Below are 20,214 nucleotides of genomic sequence, written 5' to 3'. Positions count from 1 at the left end.
GGCTCGCCTGACGAGCGCGCTTCCCCTCGTGTCAGGCAATCAAGCTGGTCATCGTCACGGAGTGTGGCGATGAGCACCTTCACCAATCCCCTCAAGCAACGTCTTAAAGAAGCCGATCCGCTGTTCGGGCTATGGCTGTCGCTCGGCAGCGATTCCGCCGCTGAGGCACTCGCTCACGCCGGCTTCGACTGGCTGCTGATCGACATGGAGCACGCGCCCAACGACAGCGGCGACGTGACTTCGCAATTGCGTGCGATTGCCGCCGCGCATCTGCCGAGCGAACCGGTGGTGCGCGTACCGGCGAACGAGGGCTGGCTCGTCAAGCGCGTGATGGACGCTGGCGCACGCACGCTGATGTTCCCCAATATCGAGTCCGCCGAAGAAGCTGCCCATGCCGTGCGCCTGACGCAATATCCGAGCGCCGAGGCGCTCGATGGTCTGCGCGGCGTTGCTGGCGTCGTGCGGGCCGCCGCCTACGGCATGCGGCGCGATTACGTGCAAACGGCCAACGCGCAAATTGCGACCATCGTGCAGATCGAATCGGCGCGCGCCCTCGACGAGGTCGACAAGATTGCAGCGACGCCGGGCGTCGATTGCCTGTTTGTCGGACCCGCCGATCTCGCCGCGAGCCTCGGTCATCTCGGCGATTCGAAGCACGCCGATGTGCAAGCGGCCATGGCGCGCATCGTCAGCGCCGCGGACAAGGCGGGCATTGCCGCCGGCATTTTTTCGATGGACGTCGCGAGCGCAAGGCAGCATCGCGATGCAGGTTTTCGGTTTATCGCTCTGGCCGCCGACGTCATGTGGATGTTGCGCGCAACCCGCCAGGCGCTGCAGGAGGTGAGGTCATGAAGTGGATGGTGCAAGGCGTTGTCGCGCGCATGTTGATTACGGCGGCGTTGACCACGGGCGTCGCAGCGCATGCGCAGGATCGTCTCGCGAAGCCGAACGATCCGGAAACGCAAACCGCGGTCGCCGACTACAACGCCGGCAATTTCGGTGCGGCGCTTGCAGAATTCCGCAAGGCCGCCGAGCGCGGCAGCCGGCTTGCGCAGTTCAATTACGCAATGATGCTGCTCAACGGAGAAGGCACCGCGGTCAACGTCGACGAAGGCAAGAAGTGGCTGCGCAAGGCCGCCGACGCGAACATGTCGCACGCGCAATATGTGTACGGCAAGATGTATGACGATGGCGAGTTCGTCGGCCGCGATCCGGTCGAGGCGCACCGCTGGTTTCTGAAAGCCGCGCAGCAAGGGCACGTGCAGGCCGAGCTTGCGCTCGCCAATCAGTTCCTGGATGGCCGGGGCACCGATCGGGACAACCAGCAGGCGTTCGTCTGGTACAAGAAGGCTGCCGAGGGCGGCGATATGACCGCGCAGTATGTGACAGGCTCTTTCTACGAACGCGGCGGCGACGGCGTCGACAAGAACTTGAACGTGGCGCGGGCTTACTACGCGGCTGCAGCTGCGCAAGGCGATCCGGCGGCGCGCTTGAAGTATCAGCAACTGAGCGCGCAGCTGCGGGACCACAAGGAAGTGAAACCGCAATAACGAGAAAGGGCGCATCTGGCGATGCGCCCTTTCTGTTTTGCAACTTGCGATGCGGCGTGCTGGCAGTCCGCGTTGCAGTCGGTCTTGCAGTTTGTCTCGCAGCTAAACGAAGCCGCTTCTCTCTATCAGCTCAGCCCACCGGCTAGCTTTGCATCAACCGTTTCTGTCGCGCGACGCTCATGATCAGGCCGATGGCGACGCCAAGCGTCGTCAGCGCGGTGCCGCCGTAACTCATGAATGGCAGCGGCACGCCGACCACCGGCAAGATGCCGCTTACCATACCGATATTGACGAACGCGTACGTGAAGAACGCCATTGTCAGAGATCCTGCAAGCAGGCGTCCGAATAGCGTCGCGCCGTTGGCGGCGATATACAACCCGCGCGCGATCAACAACATGTAAAGCGTGAGCAGCACGACGCCGCCCGCGAGCCCGAATTCCTCGGAGAACACGGCGAAGATGAAGTCGGTGTGTTTCTCGGGGATGAACTCCAGATGCGCCTGCGTGCCCTTCAGCCAGCCCTTGCCGAGCGGGCCGCCGGAGCCGATCGCGATCACCGCCTGAATGGTGTGGAAGCCCTTGCCGAGCGGATCGGAAGTCGGATCGAGCAGCGTACAGATGCGGTGCTTCTGATAGTCGTGCATGAGCGGCCACTGCACTTCCGGCTGGCAGATCTTGTCCTGAAACGCCGCAATCGAGCCGACCGCGATTACGCCGGCAATCAACACCGGAACGATCAGTTTGAAGCTCAGACCCGCAAAGTAAATGACGAAGAAGCCGGCTGCGAAGACGAGCACGGCGGTGCCCAGGTCGGGCTGTTTAGCGATCAACCCCACGGGCACGGCAAGAATCACCAATCCGACCAGAAAGTCGTACCAGCGCATCACGCCTTCACGCCGCTGATAGTACCAGGCGAGCATCAACGGAGTCGCGATCTTCATGATCTCCGACGGCTGAATCACCACGCCGACATTGATCCAGCGCTTCGCGCCTTTGCGCGTGAGGCCGAAGAGCGCCACGGCAACCAGTAGCGCGATCCCGAATGTATAAAGCGGGACCGCGAAGCGCATCAGCGTGGTGGGTGGAACGTTGGCGAGCGCCCACATCAGCACGAACGTCAGCATGATGTTGCGCAACTGGTCTTCCACGCGGCCCGGTACATCGAGACTCGCGCTGTACAAGGTGACGATGCCCACGCACAGCAGCAGAAACACTACCAGTGCGAGCGGGCGGTCGAAGCCTGCGAACATCCGCTTGATGCGGTCGATCCAGGCGCGCTTGTCGAATTGCATGCCTTTCTCCTTACTCGTCGATGCCGCCGGTAACCGGCTGGCGTGGCGAGGTGGCTTGAGTGCCGTTATCGCGCGATGGATCGCGTAGCGTGCTGGTTCCCGAGCGCGCGGCGACCGGTGCCGGCTCGCTCGCCGGTCGCGGTTGACGCGGGGCGCCAGTTTTGCGGGGTGCGGAACCCTTTGCCGCCGACGCGGGTGTGCCCGCAGTGCCCGCAGTGGCCGAGGCCTGTAGCTTTGGCGTGGTCGCGGTCGTCGCCGTCGACGCGGACAACTTTGATGTGGGCGTGACGGCAGACGCCGCAGCCGCTTCAGACGCAGCACCTGCGCCCGATGCCCCGTTCGCCGCAGCGGCTGCGGCCGCAGCCGACGCAGCAGCCGCGGCTGACGCCGCTCCGGGCATCGGCAGCGCGGTGAAGCCCGCGGCGATCCTGACCGGCTGCCCGGCTTCCTGCGGCGCCGGCGCACCGCCGACTTCCGGCGCGGACGCGTCCTCGGTCGCCGACGCTGCCGCTGCAACTGCCGCTGCCTCCGCGCCCGGCTTATTCTTGCCGACGAGGTAGTAGTCCAGCACCTTGCGCGCGATCGGGCCGGCCGCCTCGGCGCCCCAGCCGCCGTTTTCCACGATCAGGGCGAGCGCGATCTTCGGTTGCTCCGCCGGTGCGAAAGCGATGAAAAGCGCGTGATCGCGCAAGTGCTCCGCGATCGCATGGCCTTTGTAGTTCGCGCCTTGCAGCGAGTACACCTGCGCCGTGCCGGTCTTGCCCGCGGCGACATACGGCGCGCCGATGAACAGCTTGGACGCCGTGCCGTTTGTTATGACGCCTTCCATCGCGCGCTTGATGATGTCGATGTCGGACTGCTTCACCGCGATTTTGTCGCTCGGATCGCGCACGACGGGGCGCGTGCCTTTGGTGATCGGATTTTCGATGTCGCGCACGAGGTGCGGCTTCATCACGACGCCGTTGTTGGCGAGCGTGGCCGTGGCGTGCGCGAGTTGCAGAATCGTGAACGAGTTGTAGCCCTGGCCGATGCCGAGGCTGATCGTTTCGCCTTCGTACCAGCGTTGCTGCTCGGGCTTGCGGTAGGCCTTGCGCTTCCATTCCGTCGAAGGCAGGATGCCGCGCGCCTCGCCCGAAATGTCGATACCCGTGATCTGGCCGAAACCCCACGGTTTCATGAAACCGGCAATGGCGTTCACGCCCAGATCGTGAGCGAGCATGTAGAAGTAAGTGTCGTTCGACACGACGATCGCGCGGTTCATGTCGACCCAACCCTGACCCGAACGCACGTCGTTGCGGAACGTGTGACCGCCGAAAGTGTAGGAGCCGGGGTCCTGAAAACCCCAACCCGGCGTGCGCTTGTGCAGCGATAGGGCGGCGAGGGCCATGAACGGCTTATATGTCGAGCCAGGCGGATAAGTACCGTGCAGCGGCCGGTTCAGCAGCGGATGGTCAGGCGAGTTGTTGAGTTCGTCCCAGGTCTGCTGGTCGATGCCGTCGACGAACGAATTCGGATCGAAGCTCGGCGCGGAGACGAACGCGAGCACGTCGCCGGTGGCCGGCTCGATAGCGACGAGCGCGCCGCGGCGGCCCGCGAAGGCCTGCTCCGCAACCTGCTGCAAACCGATGTCGAGCGACAGCACGAGGTTGTTGCCCGGCGTTGCCTGCGTGCGCGACATCGTCCGCACGGGCCGGCCGCCGGCGGTGACTTCGACTTCCTCGAAACCTGTCTGGCCGTGCAACTCGGTCTCGTAACTTTGCTCGACACCGATCTTGCCGATGTAGTCAGTGCCCTTGTAGTTGTTTGCGTCCAGACGCGGATCGTAGTGTTCCGGATCGCTGTCGTTCTGATCGCTGGCGTCGTCGATACGATCCTGGTCGCGCTGAGAGATGCGGCCAATGTAGCCGATCACGTGCGCCGCCGTCGGCCCGAGCGGATATTGGCGGAACAGGCGGGCGCGCACTTCCACGCCCGGAAAACGGAAGCGCTGCGCGGTAAAGCGCGCGACTTCGTCGTCAGTCAGACGGGTGCGGATGGGCAGGCTTTCGAAGTTCTTCGAGTCTTCCTGCAGCTTCTTGAAGCGGCGCCGGTCACGTGCGTCGATCGACACGACCGAGGCCAGATCGTCGATCACTGTTTCGAGCGGCGCGCCCAGCTTGGACGGCGTGATTTCGAGCGTGTAAGCGGAATAGTTCTTGGCCAGCACTACGCCGTTACGGTCAGTGATGATGCCGCGGTTCGGCACGATCGGCGCGACTGAAATGCGGTTTTCGTCGGCCTGCAGCGAGTATTTGCTGTAGTGCCACACCTGCAGGAACAGAAAGCGAAAGCCGATCAGCCCAAAGCAGACGAACACGAACAGGCCCGCCGCCGCGACCCGCAGGCGGAACTTCGAGAGCTGTTGCTGAGTGTCCTTGAATTCGGTCATGCGATTCTGCAAAAGGCCGGGCGACGGCCATCATGAGTGTGCGCCTGATCCGGCCTGAACCGGAAGGCATGAACAGCGATGGGCGTCGAACGGGCTGAAAAGTTGAGTTCCATGAGGACTGCTTGCGCGCTCGACGGCTGGTTAAATCGGCCGCGTATCGTCGGGGTCGGCTGGCCGGCGTTGCGGCATCAGCAGCAGCAGGCTCGCGACGGGCCACAGCGCGGCTTCGACAAACCCGTCGATCAGATAACCCCAGCCTGGAAAGGCCGCGCCCGTCAGCAGACGGATGACGAACGGCACCAGTTGAGCGATCACCAGCAGCGGCATGACGGCGAAAGTCTGCACGCCGAGCGACATCCACAGGACGCGGCGATGGATCGTGATCGCGCCATACGACAGCAGCGTGTACGCGAGCGCGTGCTCGCCCAGCAGGCTGGCGTTGTGCACGTCCATTAGCAGACCCAGGAAAAACGCGATCCCCATGCCGACCTTGCGCGGCTGATGCACATTCCAGAACAGCAGCACGAGCGCGACGAAGTCCGGCACGCCGATCAGGCGCCCCCACGGCATCAGGTTCAGCAGAAAGGCCGCAGCGAGGCTGAACGCGATGAAGTACGGATTGACCGGCTGCAGAATGTATTGCGGACGGTTCATGGCTTCACCCCCGGCGCGGCTTGTGGCCTGGCTTTTTCGACGGCGGCGGGTTTCTTTGACGCAGCGGGTTTCTGGTCGGCGGGCGCCGCTTTACCTGCCTGCCCAGGCGCGCTTGCCGCGGGCTTGGGGGTGTTCTTGTCAGCGGCCGGTTTTTCCGCTGGCTTGGCGGATTTATCGGCGGCGGCCTTGCTGTCTGCCGCTTTCGCGCCTTTCTTTGCCTTCGCGTCTTTAGCGGACAGCTCCGGCTCTTCGGCTGGACGCGGCGGCACGTCGGCCACGTAATGCAGCACCAGCAACTGACGCGCGCCGCGTACCGGCGCGATAGGCAGGCAGATGACGCGCGCAAATGCGGTGTCCGCCTGCTTATCGACGCGGACCACCTTGGCAACCGGCAGCCCCGGCGGATACACGCCGTCGAGCCCGCTCGTGACGAGTTCGTCGCCCGTCTGGACGTCGGCGCTGATCGGCACGAAGCGCAGATCGAGCGTGTCGCCCTTCGGCGTGCCATAGATCACGCTGCGCAAGCCGGTGCGAACGATCTGCACCGGCACAGCCTGGTCTTTGTCGGTGAGCAGCGTTACTTCGGCCTGTAGCGGGAACACGCGGGTAACCTGGCCGATCACGCCGTCTTCGTTGACGACGGGCGATCCGTTCTGGATGCCTTGCTGCGCGCCGCGATTGATTACGACCTTCTGCGTGAACGGATCGCGTGTGTCGTACTGGATTTCCGCAGGCAGCGATTGCGTGGTCGCACGTTGCGAAAGTTGCAGCAACGCGCGCAAATGGGCGTTTTCAGCGGATAGCTCAGCCGCCGTGTTCGCCTGCTGTGCGAGCTGGAGGTTCCTGGTATGCAACTTCTCGTTGTCGCTGCGCAGCGTGGCGCTGGTCACGGCCAGATCGGCGGCGCCCATGAAGACGTCGCGCGGCACGAGCGCCGCGCGTTGCAACGGATAAAGACCCGCGCCGAGCACACCCCGAACGATTTCGAGCGTTTTGAAGCGTGCGTCGGAGATCAGCAAAGCCAGCGCGAGCACGACGAAAAACAGCAGTCGGGCGAGAGCGGATGGGCCTTGCTTGAACAGGGGCGGCGGACTGTATTCCATGGTCGGCGCCGGGGGCGTAAGCGGTTGGGTGAGGCGGCGGCGCGCTGGAAACGCGGGTTCAGCGTACGGAGGCTGGTTGGCCCAGCCAACGGCAAACCGGCCCGCAAGGGGCCGTTTGCCAGATCCGCGCTACTGACATCGATCTCGCTCGCTTACTCGTACGAGAAGATGCTGCCGAGCTTGTCCATGCGCTCGAGCGCCATGCCCGAGCCGCGCACGACGCACGTCAGCGGGTCTTCAGCGACGAGCACCGGCAGACCGGTTTCTTCGGCGAGCAGGCGGTCCAGATCGCGCAGCAGCGCGCCACCGCCCGTCAGCATCATGCCGCGCTCGGCGATGTCCGCGCCCAGTTCCGGCGGCGTTTGTTCGAGCGCAATCTTGACCGACGAGACGATCTGGTTGAGCGGATCGGTCAGTGCTTCGAGAATTTCGTTGCTGGAGATGGTGAAGCTGCGCGGAATGCCTTCCGACAGATTGCGGCCCTTCACTTCCATTTCCTTCACTTCGGAACCCGGGAAGGCCGAACCGATTTCCTTCTTGATGGCTTCGGCGGTTTGCTCGCCGATCAGCATGCCGTAGTTGCGGCGGATGTAGTTGACGATAGCTTCGTCGAACTTGTCGCCACCCACGCGCACGGAGCCCTTGTACACGATGCCGCCGAGCGAGATCACGCCGACTTCGGTCGTGCCGCCGCCAATGTCGACGACCATGGAGCCGGTCGCTTCCGACACCGGCAGGCCGGCGCCGATTGCGGCGGCCATGGGTTCTTCAATGAGATACACCTGCGAAGCGCCTGCGCCGTGAGCCGCTTCCTTGATGGCGCGGCGCTCGACCTGGGTCGAACCGCACGGCACGCAAATGATGATGCGCGGCGACGGCGAGAACATGCGCGACTCGTGAGCAGTTTTGATGAACTGCTTGATCATCTGCTCGGTCACCGTGAAGTCGGCGATCACGCCGTCTTTCATGGGGCGGATCGCCTCGATATTGCCCGGCACCTTGCCAAGCATCTGCTTGGCTTCCTTGCCGACTGCCTGAATGGTTTTCTTGCCGTTGGGACCGCCTTCCTGGCGGATCGAAACCACCGACGGTTCATCGAGAACGATGCCTTTGCCACGCATGTAGATGAGCGTGTTGGCGGTGCCTAGATCAATCGCCAGATCGTTGGAGAAGTAGCTGCGCAAAAAACCGAACATTCAAAATCCTGTCTCGCTTGGGGCCGGCCCTCGCAACGATGCGCAGGGCGGCAGCGGAAAAAAATAACAGCTTCAACCGGGCGAAGCGGCGCCACCGGAACTTGAAGCTGCGAGGGAGTCTACCGGAGGCCGAAGCAAGGCCGAGTCAGAAATATCCGAACTATCTTTACGAATTGTCCAGAAAGGCCTTGGTAAGTCGGTCCGGGTTTGGGTCGAACGCGTAATGATACCTTATAATTTTGGATGTTTTGAAGGAAACGGACGGCACTTTTTGCCGCCGCTGGCCCCTTTTTCGAGGTCATCCTCCCGCGTCGTAACCCACTGTCGCAGCGCTCTTTTCGCGCTGCGGCGGTCTGCCACTTTTTCCGGTGACTGCATGGCTTTGACCCTGACCGATGTTAAGCGCATCGCGCATCTCGCGCGGCTCGAACTGGCCGACGCCGACGCCGAACACACGCTTGCCCAGCTCAACGACTTTTTTGGCCTCGTCGAGCAGATGCAGGCGGTCGATACCACAGGCATCGCGCCGCTTGCCCATCCGATCGAACAGATCGAAGACGTCGCGCTGCGCCTGCGCGACGACGTGGTGACCGAAACGATCGATCGCGAAGCTTTTCAGCGTCCTGCGCCGGCCGTGCAGGACGGTCTGTATCTCGTGCCGAAGGTGATCGAGTAAGACCCGCATGGCGAGCGCCGCGCGGCCCGCGGGCAGCGCGCCGGAAAACAGCATGCCGTTTTCCGGGCGGCCCTCGCGGGTGCTGCTGGGAACCCACACCCGGCCGGGCTCGCCGGCGCGCAATCGAACGCCTACACGGCAGCGTGATCCGCGCTGCCGCGCTTTCCAGGACAAAACGCAATGCATGAAAAAAGTCTGACCGAACTGCGCGCCGCACTGGCGGCCAAGGAATGCTCCGCCGTCGAACTGGCGCAGCTTTATCTCAAGCGCATCGACGCGGCCAATAGCCTGAACGCTTTCATTCAGGTCGACGCCGACCTGACGCTCGCGCAGGCGAAGGCCGCGGACGCGCTGCTTCACGCGGGCCACGGCGGTCCGCTGACCGGCCTGCCCATCGCGCACAAAGACGTGTTCGTCACCAAGGGCTGGCGCTCCACTGCCGGCTCGAAGATGTTGTCGAACTACGAAAGCCCGTTCGACGCAACGGTGGTCGAGCGTCTGCAGAAGGCGGGCATGGTGTGCGTGGGCAAGACCAACATGGACGAATTCGCGATGGGCTCGTCCAACGAAAATTCGTACTTTGGTCCCGTACAAAACCCGTGGGATCGTCAGGCCGTGCCGGGCGGCTCGTCGGGCGGTTCTGCGGCGGCGGTCGCCGCGCGCCTTGCGCCCGCCGCGACCGGCACCGACACCGGCGGCTCGATCCGTCAGCCGGCGTCGTTCTCGGGCATCACCGGCATCAAACCTACGTACGGCCGCGTGTCGCGCTACGGCATGATCGCGTTTGCGTCGTCGTTGGATCAGGGCGGCCCGATGGCGCAAAGCGCCGCCGATTGCGCCACGCTGCTCAATGCCATGGCCGGCTTCGACGAGCGCGATTCGACGAGCCTCGTGCGCGACGACGAAGACTACACGCGCTATCTCGGCCAGCCGTGGAAACAGGACGGCGCCGGCAAGCCGCTCGCCGGTCTGCGCATCGGCCTGCCGAAAGAGTATTTCGGCGCGGGTCTCGCCGACGACGTGCGTGCTTCTATCGACGCCGCGTTGAAGGAATACGAAGCTCTCGGCGCAACACTCGTCGAAGTGTCGTTGCCGAAAACCGAGCTGTCGATCCCGGTCTACTACGTGATCGCGCCGGCGGAGGCGTCGTCGAACCTGTCGCGGTTCGACGGCGTGCGCTTTGGTCATCGCGCCGCGGAATACCGCGATCTGCTCGACATGTACAAGAAGTCGCGGGCTGAAGGTTTCGGTCCGGAAGTGAAGCGTCGCATCATGGTCGGCGCTTACGTGTTGTCGCACGGGTATTACGACGCGTACTACCTGCAGGCGCAGAAAATCCGCCGCATCATCGCGCAGGACTTCCAGGAAGCGTTCAAGCAGTGCGACGTGATCATGGGACCGGTCGCGCCGTCGGTGGCGTGGGATCTGGGCGCGAAGGGCGACGACCCGGTGCAGATGTATCTCGCCGACGTCTACACGCTGTCGGTGAGCCTCGCCGGTTTGCCCGGCATGAGCGTGCCGTGCGGCTTCGGCGCGGGCGCGAACGCGCAGCGCCCCGTGGGATTGCAGATCATCGGCAACTATTTCAATGAAGCCCGGATGCTGCAGGTGGCCGACGCGTTCCAGCGCGCGACCGACTGGCACCGTAAAGCACCGGCAGGAGTGTGAGCACCATGACCAAGCAATGGGAAGTCGTGATCGGTCTGGAGACCCACGCGCAGCTGTCCACGCAATCGAAGATTTTCTCGGGCTCCCCGACGCAATTCGGCGCCGCGCCCAATACGCAGGCGAGCCCTGTCGATCTCGCGTTGCCCGGCACGTTGCCGGTGATGAACCGCGGCGCTGTAGAACGCGCAATCCAGTTCGGCCTCGCAATCGGTGCAACGGTCGCGCCGCGCAGCATCTTCGCGCGCAAGAATTATTTTTATCCCGATCTGCCGAAAGGCTATCAGATCAGCCAGTACGAAATTCCCGTCGTGCAGGGCGGCCAGGTGACGATTCAGGTGCCGGCCAACGAGAAAGCGGGTAAGGAAGCGTATTCGAAGGTCGTCAATCTCACCCGTGCGCATCTGGAAGAAGACGCAGGCAAGTCGCTGCACGAAGACTTCGCGGGCATGACGGGCATCGACCTGAATCGCGCGGGCACGCCGCTGCTCGAAATCGTCACCGAGCCTGAAATGCGCAGCGCGGCAGAAGCCGTCGCATACGCAAAAACGCTGCATACGCTCGTGACCTGGCTCGGCATTTGCGACGGGAACATGCAGGAAGGATCGTTCCGTTGCGACGCGAACGTGTCGGTGCGTCCGGTCGGTCAGGCGGAGTTCGGCACACGCGCCGAGATCAAGAACCTCAACTCGTTCCGCTTTCTGGAAGAAGCGATCCAGTACGAGGTGCGCCGTCAGATCGAACTGATTGAAGACGGCGGGACGGTGGTGCAGGAAACGCGTCTATACGATCCGGATAAGCGTGAAACGCGTTCCATGCGCAGCAAGGAAGACGCGCACGATTACCGCTATTTCCCCGATCCCGATCTCATGCCGCTCGTGGTCGACGCGGCGTGGGTCGCGCGCGTGAAGAGCGAAATGCCGGAGTTGCCCGAAGCGATCCAGCAGCGCTTCGTGTCGCAATACGGTCTCACGCCGTACGACGCGAACGTGCTCACGTCGAGCAAGGCAATGGCCGCGTACTACGAAGCGGTAGTCGTCAAGCTCGGCGCGGGCAACGCCAAAGTCGCGGCGAACTGGCTGATGGGCGAGGTGTCGTCGCAACTGAATCGCGAAGGCCTCGATATGGCGGACTGCCCTGTGTCGTCCGCGCAACTGGCATTGCTGCTGCAGCGCATTGCAGACGGCACGATCTCCAACAAGATCGCAAAGGAAATCTTCCTCGCGATCTGGGAAGAGAAGGCTACAGACGAAGCCGCCGCCGACCGCATCATCGAAGCGAAGGGTTTGAAGCAGATCTCCGACACGGGCGCGCTTGAGGCGATCATCGACGAAGTGCTGGCTGCTAACCAGAAGTCGGTTGAAGAGTTCCGCGCGGGCAAGGAGAAGGCGTTCAACGCGCTGATCGGCCAGGCAATGAAAGCGACGAAGGGCAAGGCCAATCCGGCGCAGGTGAACGAACTGCTGAAGAAAAAGCTATCGTAAGCCGGAGCGTGGCTCAAGCTGAAATGAAGTGCAGTTGAAGAGAAAATACGGCTGAAGCGCTCGCGCTTTGGCGACAGCGGGCTGTTGCCGGAAACGAAAGTTGGAGGCAACGGCCCGTTTCATTTCGCGGCCGCGCTTTTTGCGAGCCGCTGAACGCAGATCACGGAGTGTGTTGATGGCGAAGCAACCCGAACTCGACGATTTCCGCGTGCCTTATTTCGAGACCAAGAAGAACGACAAGTTTTCGCTCGACGATTTCGATCCCGCTGCAAAGCCTTTTTCGACGGGATCGAAAGACACCGACCGCGCGCGTCTGTCAGAAATTGGCGCGAAGCTCGACAGCTTGCAGGAATGCCTGCACGCGCAGCAGAAGCGACGCGTGTTGCTGGTCCTTCAAGGCATGGACACGAGCGGCAAGGACGGCACGATTCGCGCGGTGTTTCACGAAGTCGATCCGCTCGGTTTGCGGATTGTGCCGTTCAAGGCGCCGACACCCGTGGAATTCGCGCATGATTTCCTTTGGCGCGTCCATTGGCAGGCGCCTGCTGCCGGCGAGCTAACTATCTTCAATCGCAGCCACTACGAAGACCTGTTGGTCCCGACTGTCCTCGGTGAGCTCGACAAGGACGCGTTCCAGGTGCGCAGCCGACACATTCGCCAGTTCGAGGAATTGCTCGCCGACAGTTGCACGACAATCGTCAAGTGCATGCTGCATATTTCGAAAGACGAACAGCGCGCGCGCCTGCAAGCGCGGATCGACGACCCGACGAAGCACTGGAAATTCGACGTCTCCGATCTCGACGCGCGCAAACAGTGGGACAAGTATCAGGCCGCGTATCGCGACGCCCTCGCCGCGACTTCCACCGAATACGCGCCGTGGTACGTGATTCCCGCCGACTCGAAAACGCATCGCAACCTGATGGTCGCCGAACTGCTGTTGCGTACGTTTGAAGGGCTAAAGCTCGAATATCCGCCCGCAAAAGAATCGCTGAAGGGCGTCAAGGTCGAGTGAGTTTCGCCGTTCGCCCCGAACGGATCTCAAAAACGAATTGAAGATAAAGGAACGACATGTTGCGTGTGATTACCGCCAACCTGAACGGCATCCGCTCAGCGGCGAAGAAAGGTTTTTTCGACTGGTTTGGCGAGCAGAATGCCGACGTGCTCTGCGTGCAGGAAATCAAATGTTCGCAAGACGACATGACGCCGGAATTCCTGGCGCCGCACGACTTCACCGGCTATTTCCAGCACGCCGTGAAGAAGGGCTATAGCGGCGCGGGTGTCTATACGCGTCATGAGCCGGACGAAGTCGTGATTGGCTTCGGCAGCGAGGAGTTCGATCCGGAAGGGCGCTACGTCGAACTGCGTTTCGGCAAGCTGTCGATCGTGTCGGTGTATGTGCCGTCAGGGTCGAGCGGTGACGAGCGCCAGCAGGCCAAATACCGTTTCATGGATGAGTTCATGCCGCATCTCGCGGAGCTTGCCCGCGAGCGCGAAGTGATCGTGTGCGGCGACGTGAACATCGTCCACAAGGAAATCGACATCAAGAACTGGAAGAGCAACCAGAAGAACTCAGGTTGCCTGCCGGAAGAGCGCGCGTGGCTCACCAAGCTTTTCGACGAAGTCGGTTACGTGGATGTATTCCGCACGCTCGATCAGCGGCCGGAGCAATACACGTGGTGGAGCAATCGCGGCCAGGCGTATGCGAAGAACGTGGGGTGGCGGATCGACTACCAGATCGCGACGCCAGGCATCGCGAGCAAGGCGAAACGCACAGACGTGTTTCGCGACATCAAGTTCAGCGACCACGCGCCGCTGACGGTCGACTACGACCACGACGTCAAGAAGTGAAATTCGCGTTCGTCGTCAGGCGGCTGGAACATGCGTAGCTCGATCGTGAGCAACGTCTGACGCGACGCGTGCGGTATTGATCGAGCCGTCTTAATCGCGTGCGAGCTTGCGGCGCGGGCGCCCCATGCCGGCGTAGTCCGGGAGCGCATCCACGGTCTTGCCAATGGCTTTCGCATACAGCGGCAGCATATCCGGCAAGCGCTTGATGATGTCCTCGCGGCGCGCCGGCGTGTACGGGTGCACGTAGATGAAGCCCTGCTCGCGATTGCTGCGCGTGGCCTGAGCGAGTTTGTCCCAAAGCGTGACTGCCGCACGCGGATCGAAGCCCGCGCGAGAGGCAATGTCGCTGCCGATCACGTCGGCTTCGGTCTCGTCAGTGTTCTCATACTTCATTTCGAGCAGGCGCGAGCCGATGCCGAGCGGCGCCATGCCGAGATCCGCCAGACCGAATAGCTGTGGAATCGTGCCCGACGAATTGAGCTGGCTCGCCTGCAATTGACCGAGGCGTTCCCGCGCATGCTCACGCAGCGCATGTGCGATCTCGTGGCCAATCAGCATGCCGAGTTCGTTGTCGTTCAGATGCGCGCGGTCGAGCAGCCCACCGTACACGACAATCTTGCCTCCCGGCAGGCAGTACATACGAACGTCGGTCGAGCGCACCACGGCGACATCCCACTTCCAGCCCTTCGCCCGCTCGTTCCATTTGAGCGAGTACGGCACCATCTTGTCGACGATCGCGCGCACACGTGTCACGTGCGCGTCGGTGTCGCCGTAGAGGCGGTTTGCATGCTCCGCACCGTACGCGATCTGGCTGAACTCGTCTGCGGCTTGCGCCTCGAGCACCGGCGACGGCACCAGATTACGGAACACGAGATAGCCGCCGAAGCGCAACTGGTTGTTCGGGCTGTACGGCGCCGATGCGGCCGCGCCCGCTGCGGGCTTTGTCGCGCCAGTGGGCGAAGACGTTGCGGTCGGGGTTCGCGCGATAGCGGGTGGTTGCGCCGATGCACCGGGCGACGTGCCTGCGGCCTGCCCGCTCCCGGAGGGTGTCGCGTTGGCCGCACTGCTCGCGGCAGGTGTCGCGGAGGTGGCGCTTTCCGTACCGGCGATTGGCGCTGCAGATTTCGTGACCGGCGCCGGCGGTGCCGCCGTTGTTGCATTAGCGGACGTGCCGGCGGCGGCACTGTTACCAGTAGCCGGGGCCGCAGCTGCGGGGAGCGCTGCCGCGGCAGCATAGGCGCTGGACGGTGCGGCGGCAGTCAACAGGCTCAGACAGACAAGGCTCAACGCTGCATGCAACGCGCCGCGGCGGGCCTTGCACCACGCAGCGCGCGTGACCGGCGACAACAACCGCTTCGGGAGACGCACCTTCACGACCTGTCTCTCCACGGCGCAATGCGCAACAGAAGCAGCATGCCCGGCACGGCCAGCGCCGTGCAGACAATGAAGTAGTCGAACCAACCGATCTTGGCCACCACGTAGCCGCTCGCCGCCGAAGCCAGCGTGCGCGGCACCGAAGCGAGGCTTGTGAAGAGCGCGAACTGGGTGGCCGTGTAGCGCGGGTCCGTGGTGCTGGCGATGTACGCGGTGAAAGCCGCCATCGTCAGACCAGTAGAGAAGGTTTCGAAACCGTAGACCAGCGCGAGCGCGACCGCGCGCGGTTCGAGTTGCACTGACCAGTCGACGCCGACGAAGGCGAGCAGCCGCGTCGTACCTTCGCTTATCCACACGGCGATGTCATAGACCGCCGTCAAACCGGGCGAGGCGGGTCCGAGATGCGCGAGCCATGCGAAGCCGAGTGTCGACACCATCTGCAGGATGCCGAAGATCCACAAGCCTCGCCCGATGCCGATTTTCATCAGCCAGATACCGCCGACGATTCCGCCCGCGAGACTAGCGCCGAACGCCGTGGTTTTCGCGATCACGCCGATCTGCGTGCGCGAGAAGCCGATATCCAGGAAGAACGACGTGGACAACGTCGTTGCCATCGTGTCGCCGAGCTTATAGAGAAAGATGAAGCCGAGCACAAACAGCGCGCCGCGCCAGCCGTCACGTTCGAGGAATTCGCGGAACGGCTGCACGATCGCTTCGCGCAGATTCTTGGGCGGCGTGCCGTGCACCTCGGGTTCGCGCACAACGAGCGTCATCACCATACCGGGCACCATGAACGCTGCGGTGACCATGAAAACGGTAGTCCACGGCAAATGATCCGACAGAATGAGCGCGAGCGACCCGGGTACTAGCGCTGCGATCTTGTAGGCGTTCACGTGCACCGCGTTGCCGAGGCCTTGCTGCGTGTCGCTTAGCAATTCACGCCGGTATGCGTCGATCGAAATGTCCTGGCTTGCGCCGAAGAATGCGACGAGCGCCGTCAATGCCGCGACGGTCCAGATCGAGTCGCGCGGCGACACGAAGCCCAACGTTGCTATAGCCCCCGCGACCAGAATCTGCGTGACGAGCATCCAGCCGCGCCGTCTGCCCGGGCGCCAGCCCGGAAAGCGCGGGACGTAGCGGTCCATCAGCGGGGCCCAGATGAATTTCCAGGTGTACGGGAACTGGATCAGCGCAAAGAGGCCGATTTCCTTCAGATTGACGCCTTCGGAGCGTAACCACGCCTGCACCAGGTAGACGAGCGTGAACAGCGGCAATCCCGACGTAAAGCCGAGAAAGACGCAGATCAGCATGCGCGTATTAAAAAACGCGCGCCAGCCGGGATGTTCTTCGTGAGCGGTAAGTGCAGGCGCCTCGTGCGGCGGGTTCGACATGTGGATAAGTTGCGTTAGCTTTTCTTGACGCGATAGACCGCAAGACTACCACGCCAGTTCACCCCCCATCGCACCGTCTGACCGTCGTGCAGCACCACACGGTCCAGAATTTCGATGCCCACTTCGGGCGCGAGCGCCTCGAAGTCCTTGATGGTCAGCACCCGCACGTTCGGCGTGTTGTGCCATTGATAAGGCAGTGACTTCGACACCGGCATGCGTCCCTGCAGCACGGAAAGACGGTGCGCCCAGTAGCCGAAGTTCGGGAACGACACGATACATTCCCGGCCGACCCGCACGGTCTCGCGCAAAATCGCGGCGGTCTGATGAATGGTTTGCAGTGTCTGCGAAAGAACCGCGAAGTCGAAGCTGCCGTCTTCGAAGAGGCGCAGGCCGTCTTCCAGATTCTGCTGGATCACGTTGACGCCGTTTTGCGTCGCGGCCAATACGCCGGCGTCGTTGATCTCGATGCCGTAGCCTTGCACGTCCAGTTCCTCGGTGAGCAGCGACAACAGCGAGCCGTCGCCGCAGCCGAGATCCAGCACCGTGGCGCGCGGTTCGACCCAGCGGGCGATCGCGCGAAAGTCCGGGCGCAGCGCCAGATAGTCCAGAGCTCGCTGGTTCATGCGTTCACCTCGTTCGCAATGCGTTCGTAGTAGGCGCGCATCAGGTTGTGATAGCGCGCGTCGTCGAGCAGGAAGGCGTCGTGACCGTGCGGCGCGTCGATTTCCGCGTAGGTGACGGTGCGCTTGTGATCGAGCAGCGCCTTCACGAGTTCGCGTGAACGGGCCGGCGCGAAACGCCAGTCGGTTGTGAAGCTCGCGATCAGATACTTCGCCGTTGTATGGGCAACGGCCGCTGTCAGATCTCCTTCGAAGGCTTTGGCCGGATCGAAGTAATCGAGCGCGCGTGTGATCAGTAGATAGGTGTTGGCGTCGAAGTAGTCGGCGAACTTGTCGCCCTGATAGCGCAGATACGACTCCACCTCGAACTCAACGTCGAAATTGAAGTTGTATGCGTCGAGCGCGCCCTCGGCGCGGCGCAGCGACCGGCCGAATTTTTCGGCCATGTCGTCGTCCGACAGATACGTGATGTGGCCGATCATTCGTGCGACACGCAGGCCGCGTTTCGGCTTCACGTTATGCGCGTAGTAGTTGCCGCCGTGGAAGTCGGGGTCCGACAGGATCGCCGAGCGCGCCACCTCGTTGAACGCGATGTTTTGCGCCGACAACTTGGGCGTCGACGCCACCACGATGCAATGCCCGACCCGCTCCGGATACATCATGCTCCACGCGAGCGCCTGCATGCCGCCCAAGCTGCCGCCCATCACAGCGGCAAAGCGTGTAATGCCGAACTGATCCGCGACGCGCGCCTGGGCGTTGACCCAGTCTTCCACCGTGACCACGGGGAACGTCGCGCCGTACGGATTGCCGGTTGCAGGATCGATGCTCATGGGACCCGTCGAGCCGAAGCACGAGCCGAGATTGTTCACGCCGATCACGAAGAACTTATTGGTGTCGAGCGGCTTGCCGGGGCCGACCATGTTGTCCCACCAGCCGATGTCCTTCGGATTGTCCGCATAGACGCCCGCAACATGATGCGAGGCGTTCAGCGCGTGACACACGAGTACCGCATTGCTGCGCGCAGCGTTGAGCGTGCCATAGGTCTCGACCATCAGGTCGTAGCTGGCGAGCGAGCTGCCGTTTTGCAGACGCAACGGCTCGGTGAAATGCATTTTTTGTGGAGCGACGATACCGATCGATTCCATTCATTCCGCCATTTGACAAAGACAGGGCGGCTAGACGGCGTCGGCAAAGCACGGAGGAGAAAGACTTGTGCGCGGCTGACGACCTCTTTAGCCGCATTTATAGTGAACCGCGGAAATCTTCCACTGGTTCGCGCGCCCGCAATCGAGTCAGCAAATCGGCGCGTACTAGGCTTTCACAACAGGAATTCACACACGTATTAGACGTGTTCTGAAGCGCGGCATTAGAAGCTGGGAAGCGATTTCCCGAGACAATCAGGGCCGCGATCAGGCGCAAAGTATAGCGGAAAATCTCGCGTGGCAGCGCCTGACACCCCGTGGCGCGCCTTCTTCAGCGGACTACTGAAGGATCACTCGTAATTGGGAATCCGCGTCGGCGGCCGGCATACGCACGAAGCCGCTGCGAACGAACCGATGCCAGCGGCCGATGATATAGCTGAGCAGCAGGCTTGCTCTCACGGCCGGATCGTAATCGGCCGGGACGGGCGCCGGCGGCGCGTTTTGAGCGGATGCATCGGCGTTCGTTGCAGCTAAGCGCAGACATTGCTTCAACGAAGCTTCCACGCGCTCGAGCATCTGATTGACGCGCACGGTCAGCCGCTCATGTTCGCCGACCAACGCCTCGCATGTGAGTACCCGGGTCATGCCAGGATTTTTCGCGGAGAAATTCAGCAGCATCAATGCGATTGCGCGCGCCTGCAGCACACCGCTCTCTTCGCTGTCGACAATCTGATTGATCAATCCGAAGATGGTCTGCTCGATGAACTCGATTAGCCCTTCGAACATTTGCGCCTTGCTGGCAAAGTGCCGATAAAGCGCGGCTTCGGACACGCCGAGCCGCGCCGCAAGCGCAGCCGTGGTGATTTTTTCGCTCTTTGGCGCCTCAAGCATGGAGGCGAGCGTCTGGAGAATATGCACGCGGCGCTCGCCCGGTTTCAGGCGCTGCCCGCGCGGTGCAGCGGGCGCGGAGGGTTCGTGTTCGGCTAGGGCTTCGTCAGGCTTGTCGATCGGCTGCATGGCTGTCGTACCGTCTGCTGGCGCTTCACTCGAACCGAGCGGGTGCTCAGTCGTAGCGATTTTAACGAACGAATGCTGCGATCGACATAGTGCGGCCGGCCTGTACCCGGTAGCCGCGTGGGCACGCCGTCCGCATGAGGCTTACGCGGCAGATGGCCGGTGATCCATACGGTGCGGATGCCGAGGCGCCGGTAGTTCTTCAGGTGCGAACGCGTGTCTTCGACGAGGATCACGTCTTCCAGCGACACATGAGCGTCGCGCATGGCCTTGCGCAACATCGCGTGGTCGGGTTTTGCGCGCCAGCGGCGCCGGTCGCGCATGTGCTCGATGGCGATCACCTGCTCGAACAGACGCTCGATACGAAGTTGCGCCAGCACCGCGCGCGCGTACGCTTCGGGCGCATTGGTCAGCACGATCTTGCGCCCCGGCAGCGCCGCGACGAGACGCGCCACGCCGCGCTCGTGGCGGACCATAGAGCCGAGATCGGGGAACGTGTGCACGACCTTCAGGAAGTCGCTTGCGTCCAGTGGATGATGGCGCGTGAGACCCAGCAGCGCAGCGCCGTAGCGCTCGGTGTAGCCGGTGCGCAGACGGTTGGCTTCGTCGAGCTCCACCTGGAGCGCGTCGATGATGTACTGCGTCATCGCCTGATTGATTGCAGGGAAGATGGCGTGCGACGCGTGGTGCAGCGTGTTGTCGAGATCGAACAGCCAGACCGGACGGCCGCCTGCGATGTGCGGACGGCGGCGTCGGGAAGTTGGAGTGCGCATGGTCA

At 62.7% G+C, this 20,214-nt stretch carries 18 protein-coding genes; 7 read left to right on the top strand and 11 right to left on the bottom strand.

Annotated elements, in window-relative coordinates; translation table 11 throughout:
* Positions 1–69 precede the first annotated feature (69 nt).
* The gene (locus J2W46_RS17870) at positions 70–852 is read left to right on the top strand and encodes an HpcH/HpaI aldolase family protein (RefSeq protein WP_088176089.1); all 783 of its coding nucleotides are present in this window, start codon (positions 70–72) and stop codon (positions 850–852) included.
* Positions 849–1,550, top strand: a complete 702-nt coding sequence (locus tag J2W46_RS17865; protein ID WP_020067264.1) for a tetratricopeptide repeat protein — start codon at positions 849–851, stop codon at positions 1,548–1,550. The genes J2W46_RS17870 and J2W46_RS17865 overlap by 4 nt, the downstream gene beginning before the upstream one ends.
* A 142-nt stretch (positions 1,551–1,692) precedes the next feature.
* Here the strand turns inward: J2W46_RS17865 and rodA are convergent, their stop codons facing one another.
* From rodA to J2W46_RS17840, 5 genes are all read right to left on the bottom strand, one after another.
* Positions 1,693–2,841 carry a rod shape-determining protein RodA gene (gene rodA / locus J2W46_RS17860; RefSeq protein WP_020067263.1) on the bottom strand — a complete coding sequence of 383 codons (1,149 nt, stop codon included), beginning with the start codon at positions 2,839–2,841 and terminating at the stop codon, positions 1,693–1,695.
* 10 nt (positions 2,842–2,851) lie between these two features.
* Positions 2,852–5,269, bottom strand: a complete 2,418-nt coding sequence (gene mrdA / locus J2W46_RS17855; protein WP_310355327.1) for a penicillin-binding protein 2 — start codon at positions 5,267–5,269, stop codon at positions 2,852–2,854.
* Between the two features lie 141 nt (positions 5,270–5,410).
* On the bottom strand, positions 5,411–5,923 hold the full coding sequence (mreD, locus tag J2W46_RS17850) for a rod shape-determining protein MreD (protein WP_020067261.1): 513 nt from the start codon (positions 5,921–5,923) through the stop codon (positions 5,411–5,413).
* Positions 5,920–7,026, bottom strand: coding sequence for a rod shape-determining protein MreC (gene mreC / locus J2W46_RS17845; protein ID WP_310355326.1), 1,107 nt, complete (start codon positions 7,024–7,026; stop codon positions 5,920–5,922). Before mreC ends, mreD begins: the two co-directional genes overlap by 4 nt.
* A 152-nt stretch (positions 7,027–7,178) precedes the next feature.
* Positions 7,179–8,222: a rod shape-determining protein gene (locus tag J2W46_RS17840; protein WP_004189550.1), complete on the bottom strand. Its 1,044-nt coding sequence runs from the start codon at positions 8,220–8,222 to the stop codon at positions 7,179–7,181.
* Between the two features lie 376 nt (positions 8,223–8,598).
* Here J2W46_RS17840 and gatC point away from each other — a divergent pair, with 376 nt between their 5' ends.
* The 5 genes from gatC (at position 8,599) to J2W46_RS17815 (ending at position 13,895) form a co-directional block, all read left to right on the top strand.
* A complete protein-coding gene (gene gatC / locus J2W46_RS17835) occupies positions 8,599–8,898 on the top strand; it encodes an Asp-tRNA(Asn)/Glu-tRNA(Gln) amidotransferase subunit GatC (protein ID WP_204522632.1) in 300 nt (99 codons plus the stop codon).
* Positions 8,899–9,078: 180 nt separating this feature from the next.
* Entirely contained in the window at positions 9,079–10,566 is a 1,488-nt protein-coding gene (gene gatA / locus J2W46_RS17830; RefSeq protein ID WP_020067258.1) for an Asp-tRNA(Asn)/Glu-tRNA(Gln) amidotransferase subunit GatA, read from the top strand.
* Positions 10,567–10,571: 5 nt separating this feature from the next.
* A complete protein-coding gene (gene gatB, locus J2W46_RS17825) occupies positions 10,572–12,047 on the top strand; it encodes an Asp-tRNA(Asn)/Glu-tRNA(Gln) amidotransferase subunit GatB (RefSeq protein ID WP_110405513.1) in 1,476 nt (491 codons plus the stop codon).
* A 175-nt stretch (positions 12,048–12,222) separates the two neighbouring features.
* Positions 12,223–13,059 carry a PPK2 family polyphosphate kinase gene (locus J2W46_RS17820; RefSeq protein WP_310355325.1) on the top strand — a complete coding sequence of 279 codons (837 nt, stop codon included), beginning with the start codon at positions 12,223–12,225 and terminating at the stop codon, positions 13,057–13,059.
* Positions 13,060–13,115: 56 nt separating this feature from the next.
* Positions 13,116–13,895 (top strand): exodeoxyribonuclease III, encoded by a 780-nt coding sequence (locus J2W46_RS17815; protein WP_020067255.1) that lies wholly within the window; start codon positions 13,116–13,118, stop codon positions 13,893–13,895.
* Positions 13,896–13,985: 90 nt separating this feature from the next.
* Here the strand turns inward: J2W46_RS17815 and J2W46_RS17810 are convergent, their stop codons facing one another.
* The 6 genes from J2W46_RS17810 to J2W46_RS17785 all read right to left on the bottom strand — a co-directional run bounded on the left by J2W46_RS17810 (position 13,986) and on the right by J2W46_RS17785 (position 20,209).
* The gene (locus J2W46_RS17810) at positions 13,986–15,269 is read right to left on the bottom strand and encodes a M48 family metallopeptidase (protein WP_374726845.1); all 1,284 of its coding nucleotides are present in this window, start codon (positions 15,267–15,269) and stop codon (positions 13,986–13,988) included.
* Complete coding sequence (locus tag J2W46_RS17805; protein WP_088176096.1) at positions 15,266–16,660, bottom strand: AmpG family muropeptide MFS transporter; 1,395 nt, start codon at positions 16,658–16,660, stop codon at positions 15,266–15,268. The genes J2W46_RS17810 and J2W46_RS17805 overlap by 4 nt, the downstream gene beginning before the upstream one ends.
* Before the next feature lie 14 nt (positions 16,661–16,674).
* Complete coding sequence (gene metW, locus J2W46_RS17800; RefSeq protein WP_020067251.1) at positions 16,675–17,283, bottom strand: methionine biosynthesis protein MetW; 609 nt, start codon at positions 17,281–17,283, stop codon at positions 16,675–16,677.
* Positions 17,280–18,425 (bottom strand): homoserine O-succinyltransferase MetX, encoded by a 1,146-nt coding sequence (gene metX / locus J2W46_RS17795; protein WP_087752304.1) that lies wholly within the window; start codon positions 18,423–18,425, stop codon positions 17,280–17,282. Before metX ends, metW begins: the two co-directional genes overlap by 4 nt.
* A gap of 336 nt (positions 18,426–18,761) precedes the next feature.
* The gene (slmA, locus tag J2W46_RS17790; protein ID WP_310355324.1) at positions 18,762–19,439 is read right to left on the bottom strand and encodes a nucleoid occlusion factor SlmA; all 678 of its coding nucleotides are present in this window, start codon (positions 19,437–19,439) and stop codon (positions 18,762–18,764) included.
* Positions 19,406–20,209, bottom strand: a complete 804-nt coding sequence (locus tag J2W46_RS17785) for a pyrimidine 5'-nucleotidase (RefSeq protein ID WP_310355323.1) — start codon at positions 20,207–20,209, stop codon at positions 19,406–19,408. The genes slmA and J2W46_RS17785 overlap by 34 nt, the downstream gene beginning before the upstream one ends.
* Positions 20,210–20,214: the final 5 nt, after the last annotated feature.

Origin of the sequence: Paraburkholderia strydomiana (assembly GCF_031456815.1) — a bacterium.
Classification (GTDB): Bacteria; Pseudomonadota; Gammaproteobacteria; order Burkholderiales; family Burkholderiaceae; genus Paraburkholderia; species Paraburkholderia caledonica.
Note: the sequence above shows the minus strand (reverse complement) of the source record. Positions and strands in the feature narration are given on the sequence as shown.

What these genes read in the sequence shown, in the direction of transcription:
- J2W46_RS17870 (WP_088176089.1), top strand. Translation starts at nt 70, where the DNA reads ATGAGCACCTTCACCAATCCCCTCAAGCAACGTCTTAAAGAAGCCGAT.
- J2W46_RS17865 (WP_020067264.1), top strand. Translation starts at nt 849, where the DNA reads ATGAAGTGGATGGTGCAAGGCGTTGTCGCGCGCATGTTGATTACGGCG.
- rodA (WP_020067263.1), bottom strand. Translation starts at nt 2,841, where the DNA reads ATGCAATTCGACAAGCGCGCCTGGATCGACCGCATCAAGCGGATGTTC.
- mrdA (WP_310355327.1), bottom strand. Translation starts at nt 5,269, where the DNA reads ATGACCGAATTCAAGGACACTCAGCAACAGCTCTCGAAGTTCCGCCTG.
- mreD (WP_020067261.1), bottom strand. Translation starts at nt 5,923, where the DNA reads ATGAACCGTCCGCAATACATTCTGCAGCCGGTCAATCCGTACTTCATC.
- mreC (WP_310355326.1), bottom strand. Translation starts at nt 7,026, where the DNA reads ATGGAATACAGTCCGCCGCCCCTGTTCAAGCAAGGCCCATCCGCTCTC.
- J2W46_RS17840 (WP_004189550.1), bottom strand. Translation starts at nt 8,222, where the DNA reads ATGTTCGGTTTTTTGCGCAGCTACTTCTCCAACGATCTGGCGATTGAT.
- gatC (WP_204522632.1), top strand. Translation starts at nt 8,599, where the DNA reads ATGGCTTTGACCCTGACCGATGTTAAGCGCATCGCGCATCTCGCGCGG.
- gatA (WP_020067258.1), top strand. Translation starts at nt 9,079, where the DNA reads ATGCATGAAAAAAGTCTGACCGAACTGCGCGCCGCACTGGCGGCCAAG.
- gatB (WP_110405513.1), top strand. Translation starts at nt 10,572, where the DNA reads ATGACCAAGCAATGGGAAGTCGTGATCGGTCTGGAGACCCACGCGCAG.
- J2W46_RS17820 (WP_310355325.1), top strand. Translation starts at nt 12,223, where the DNA reads ATGGCGAAGCAACCCGAACTCGACGATTTCCGCGTGCCTTATTTCGAG.
- J2W46_RS17815 (WP_020067255.1), top strand. Translation starts at nt 13,116, where the DNA reads ATGTTGCGTGTGATTACCGCCAACCTGAACGGCATCCGCTCAGCGGCG.
- J2W46_RS17805 (WP_088176096.1), bottom strand. Translation starts at nt 16,660, where the DNA reads ATGTCGAACCCGCCGCACGAGGCGCCTGCACTTACCGCTCACGAAGAA.
- metW (WP_020067251.1), bottom strand. Translation starts at nt 17,283, where the DNA reads ATGAACCAGCGAGCTCTGGACTATCTGGCGCTGCGCCCGGACTTTCGC.
- metX (WP_087752304.1), bottom strand. Translation starts at nt 18,425, where the DNA reads ATGGAATCGATCGGTATCGTCGCTCCACAAAAAATGCATTTCACCGAG.
- slmA (WP_310355324.1), bottom strand. Translation starts at nt 19,439, where the DNA reads ATGCAGCCGATCGACAAGCCTGACGAAGCCCTAGCCGAACACGAACCC.
- J2W46_RS17785 (WP_310355323.1), bottom strand. Translation starts at nt 20,209, where the DNA reads ATGCGCACTCCAACTTCCCGACGCCGCCGTCCGCACATCGCAGGCGGC.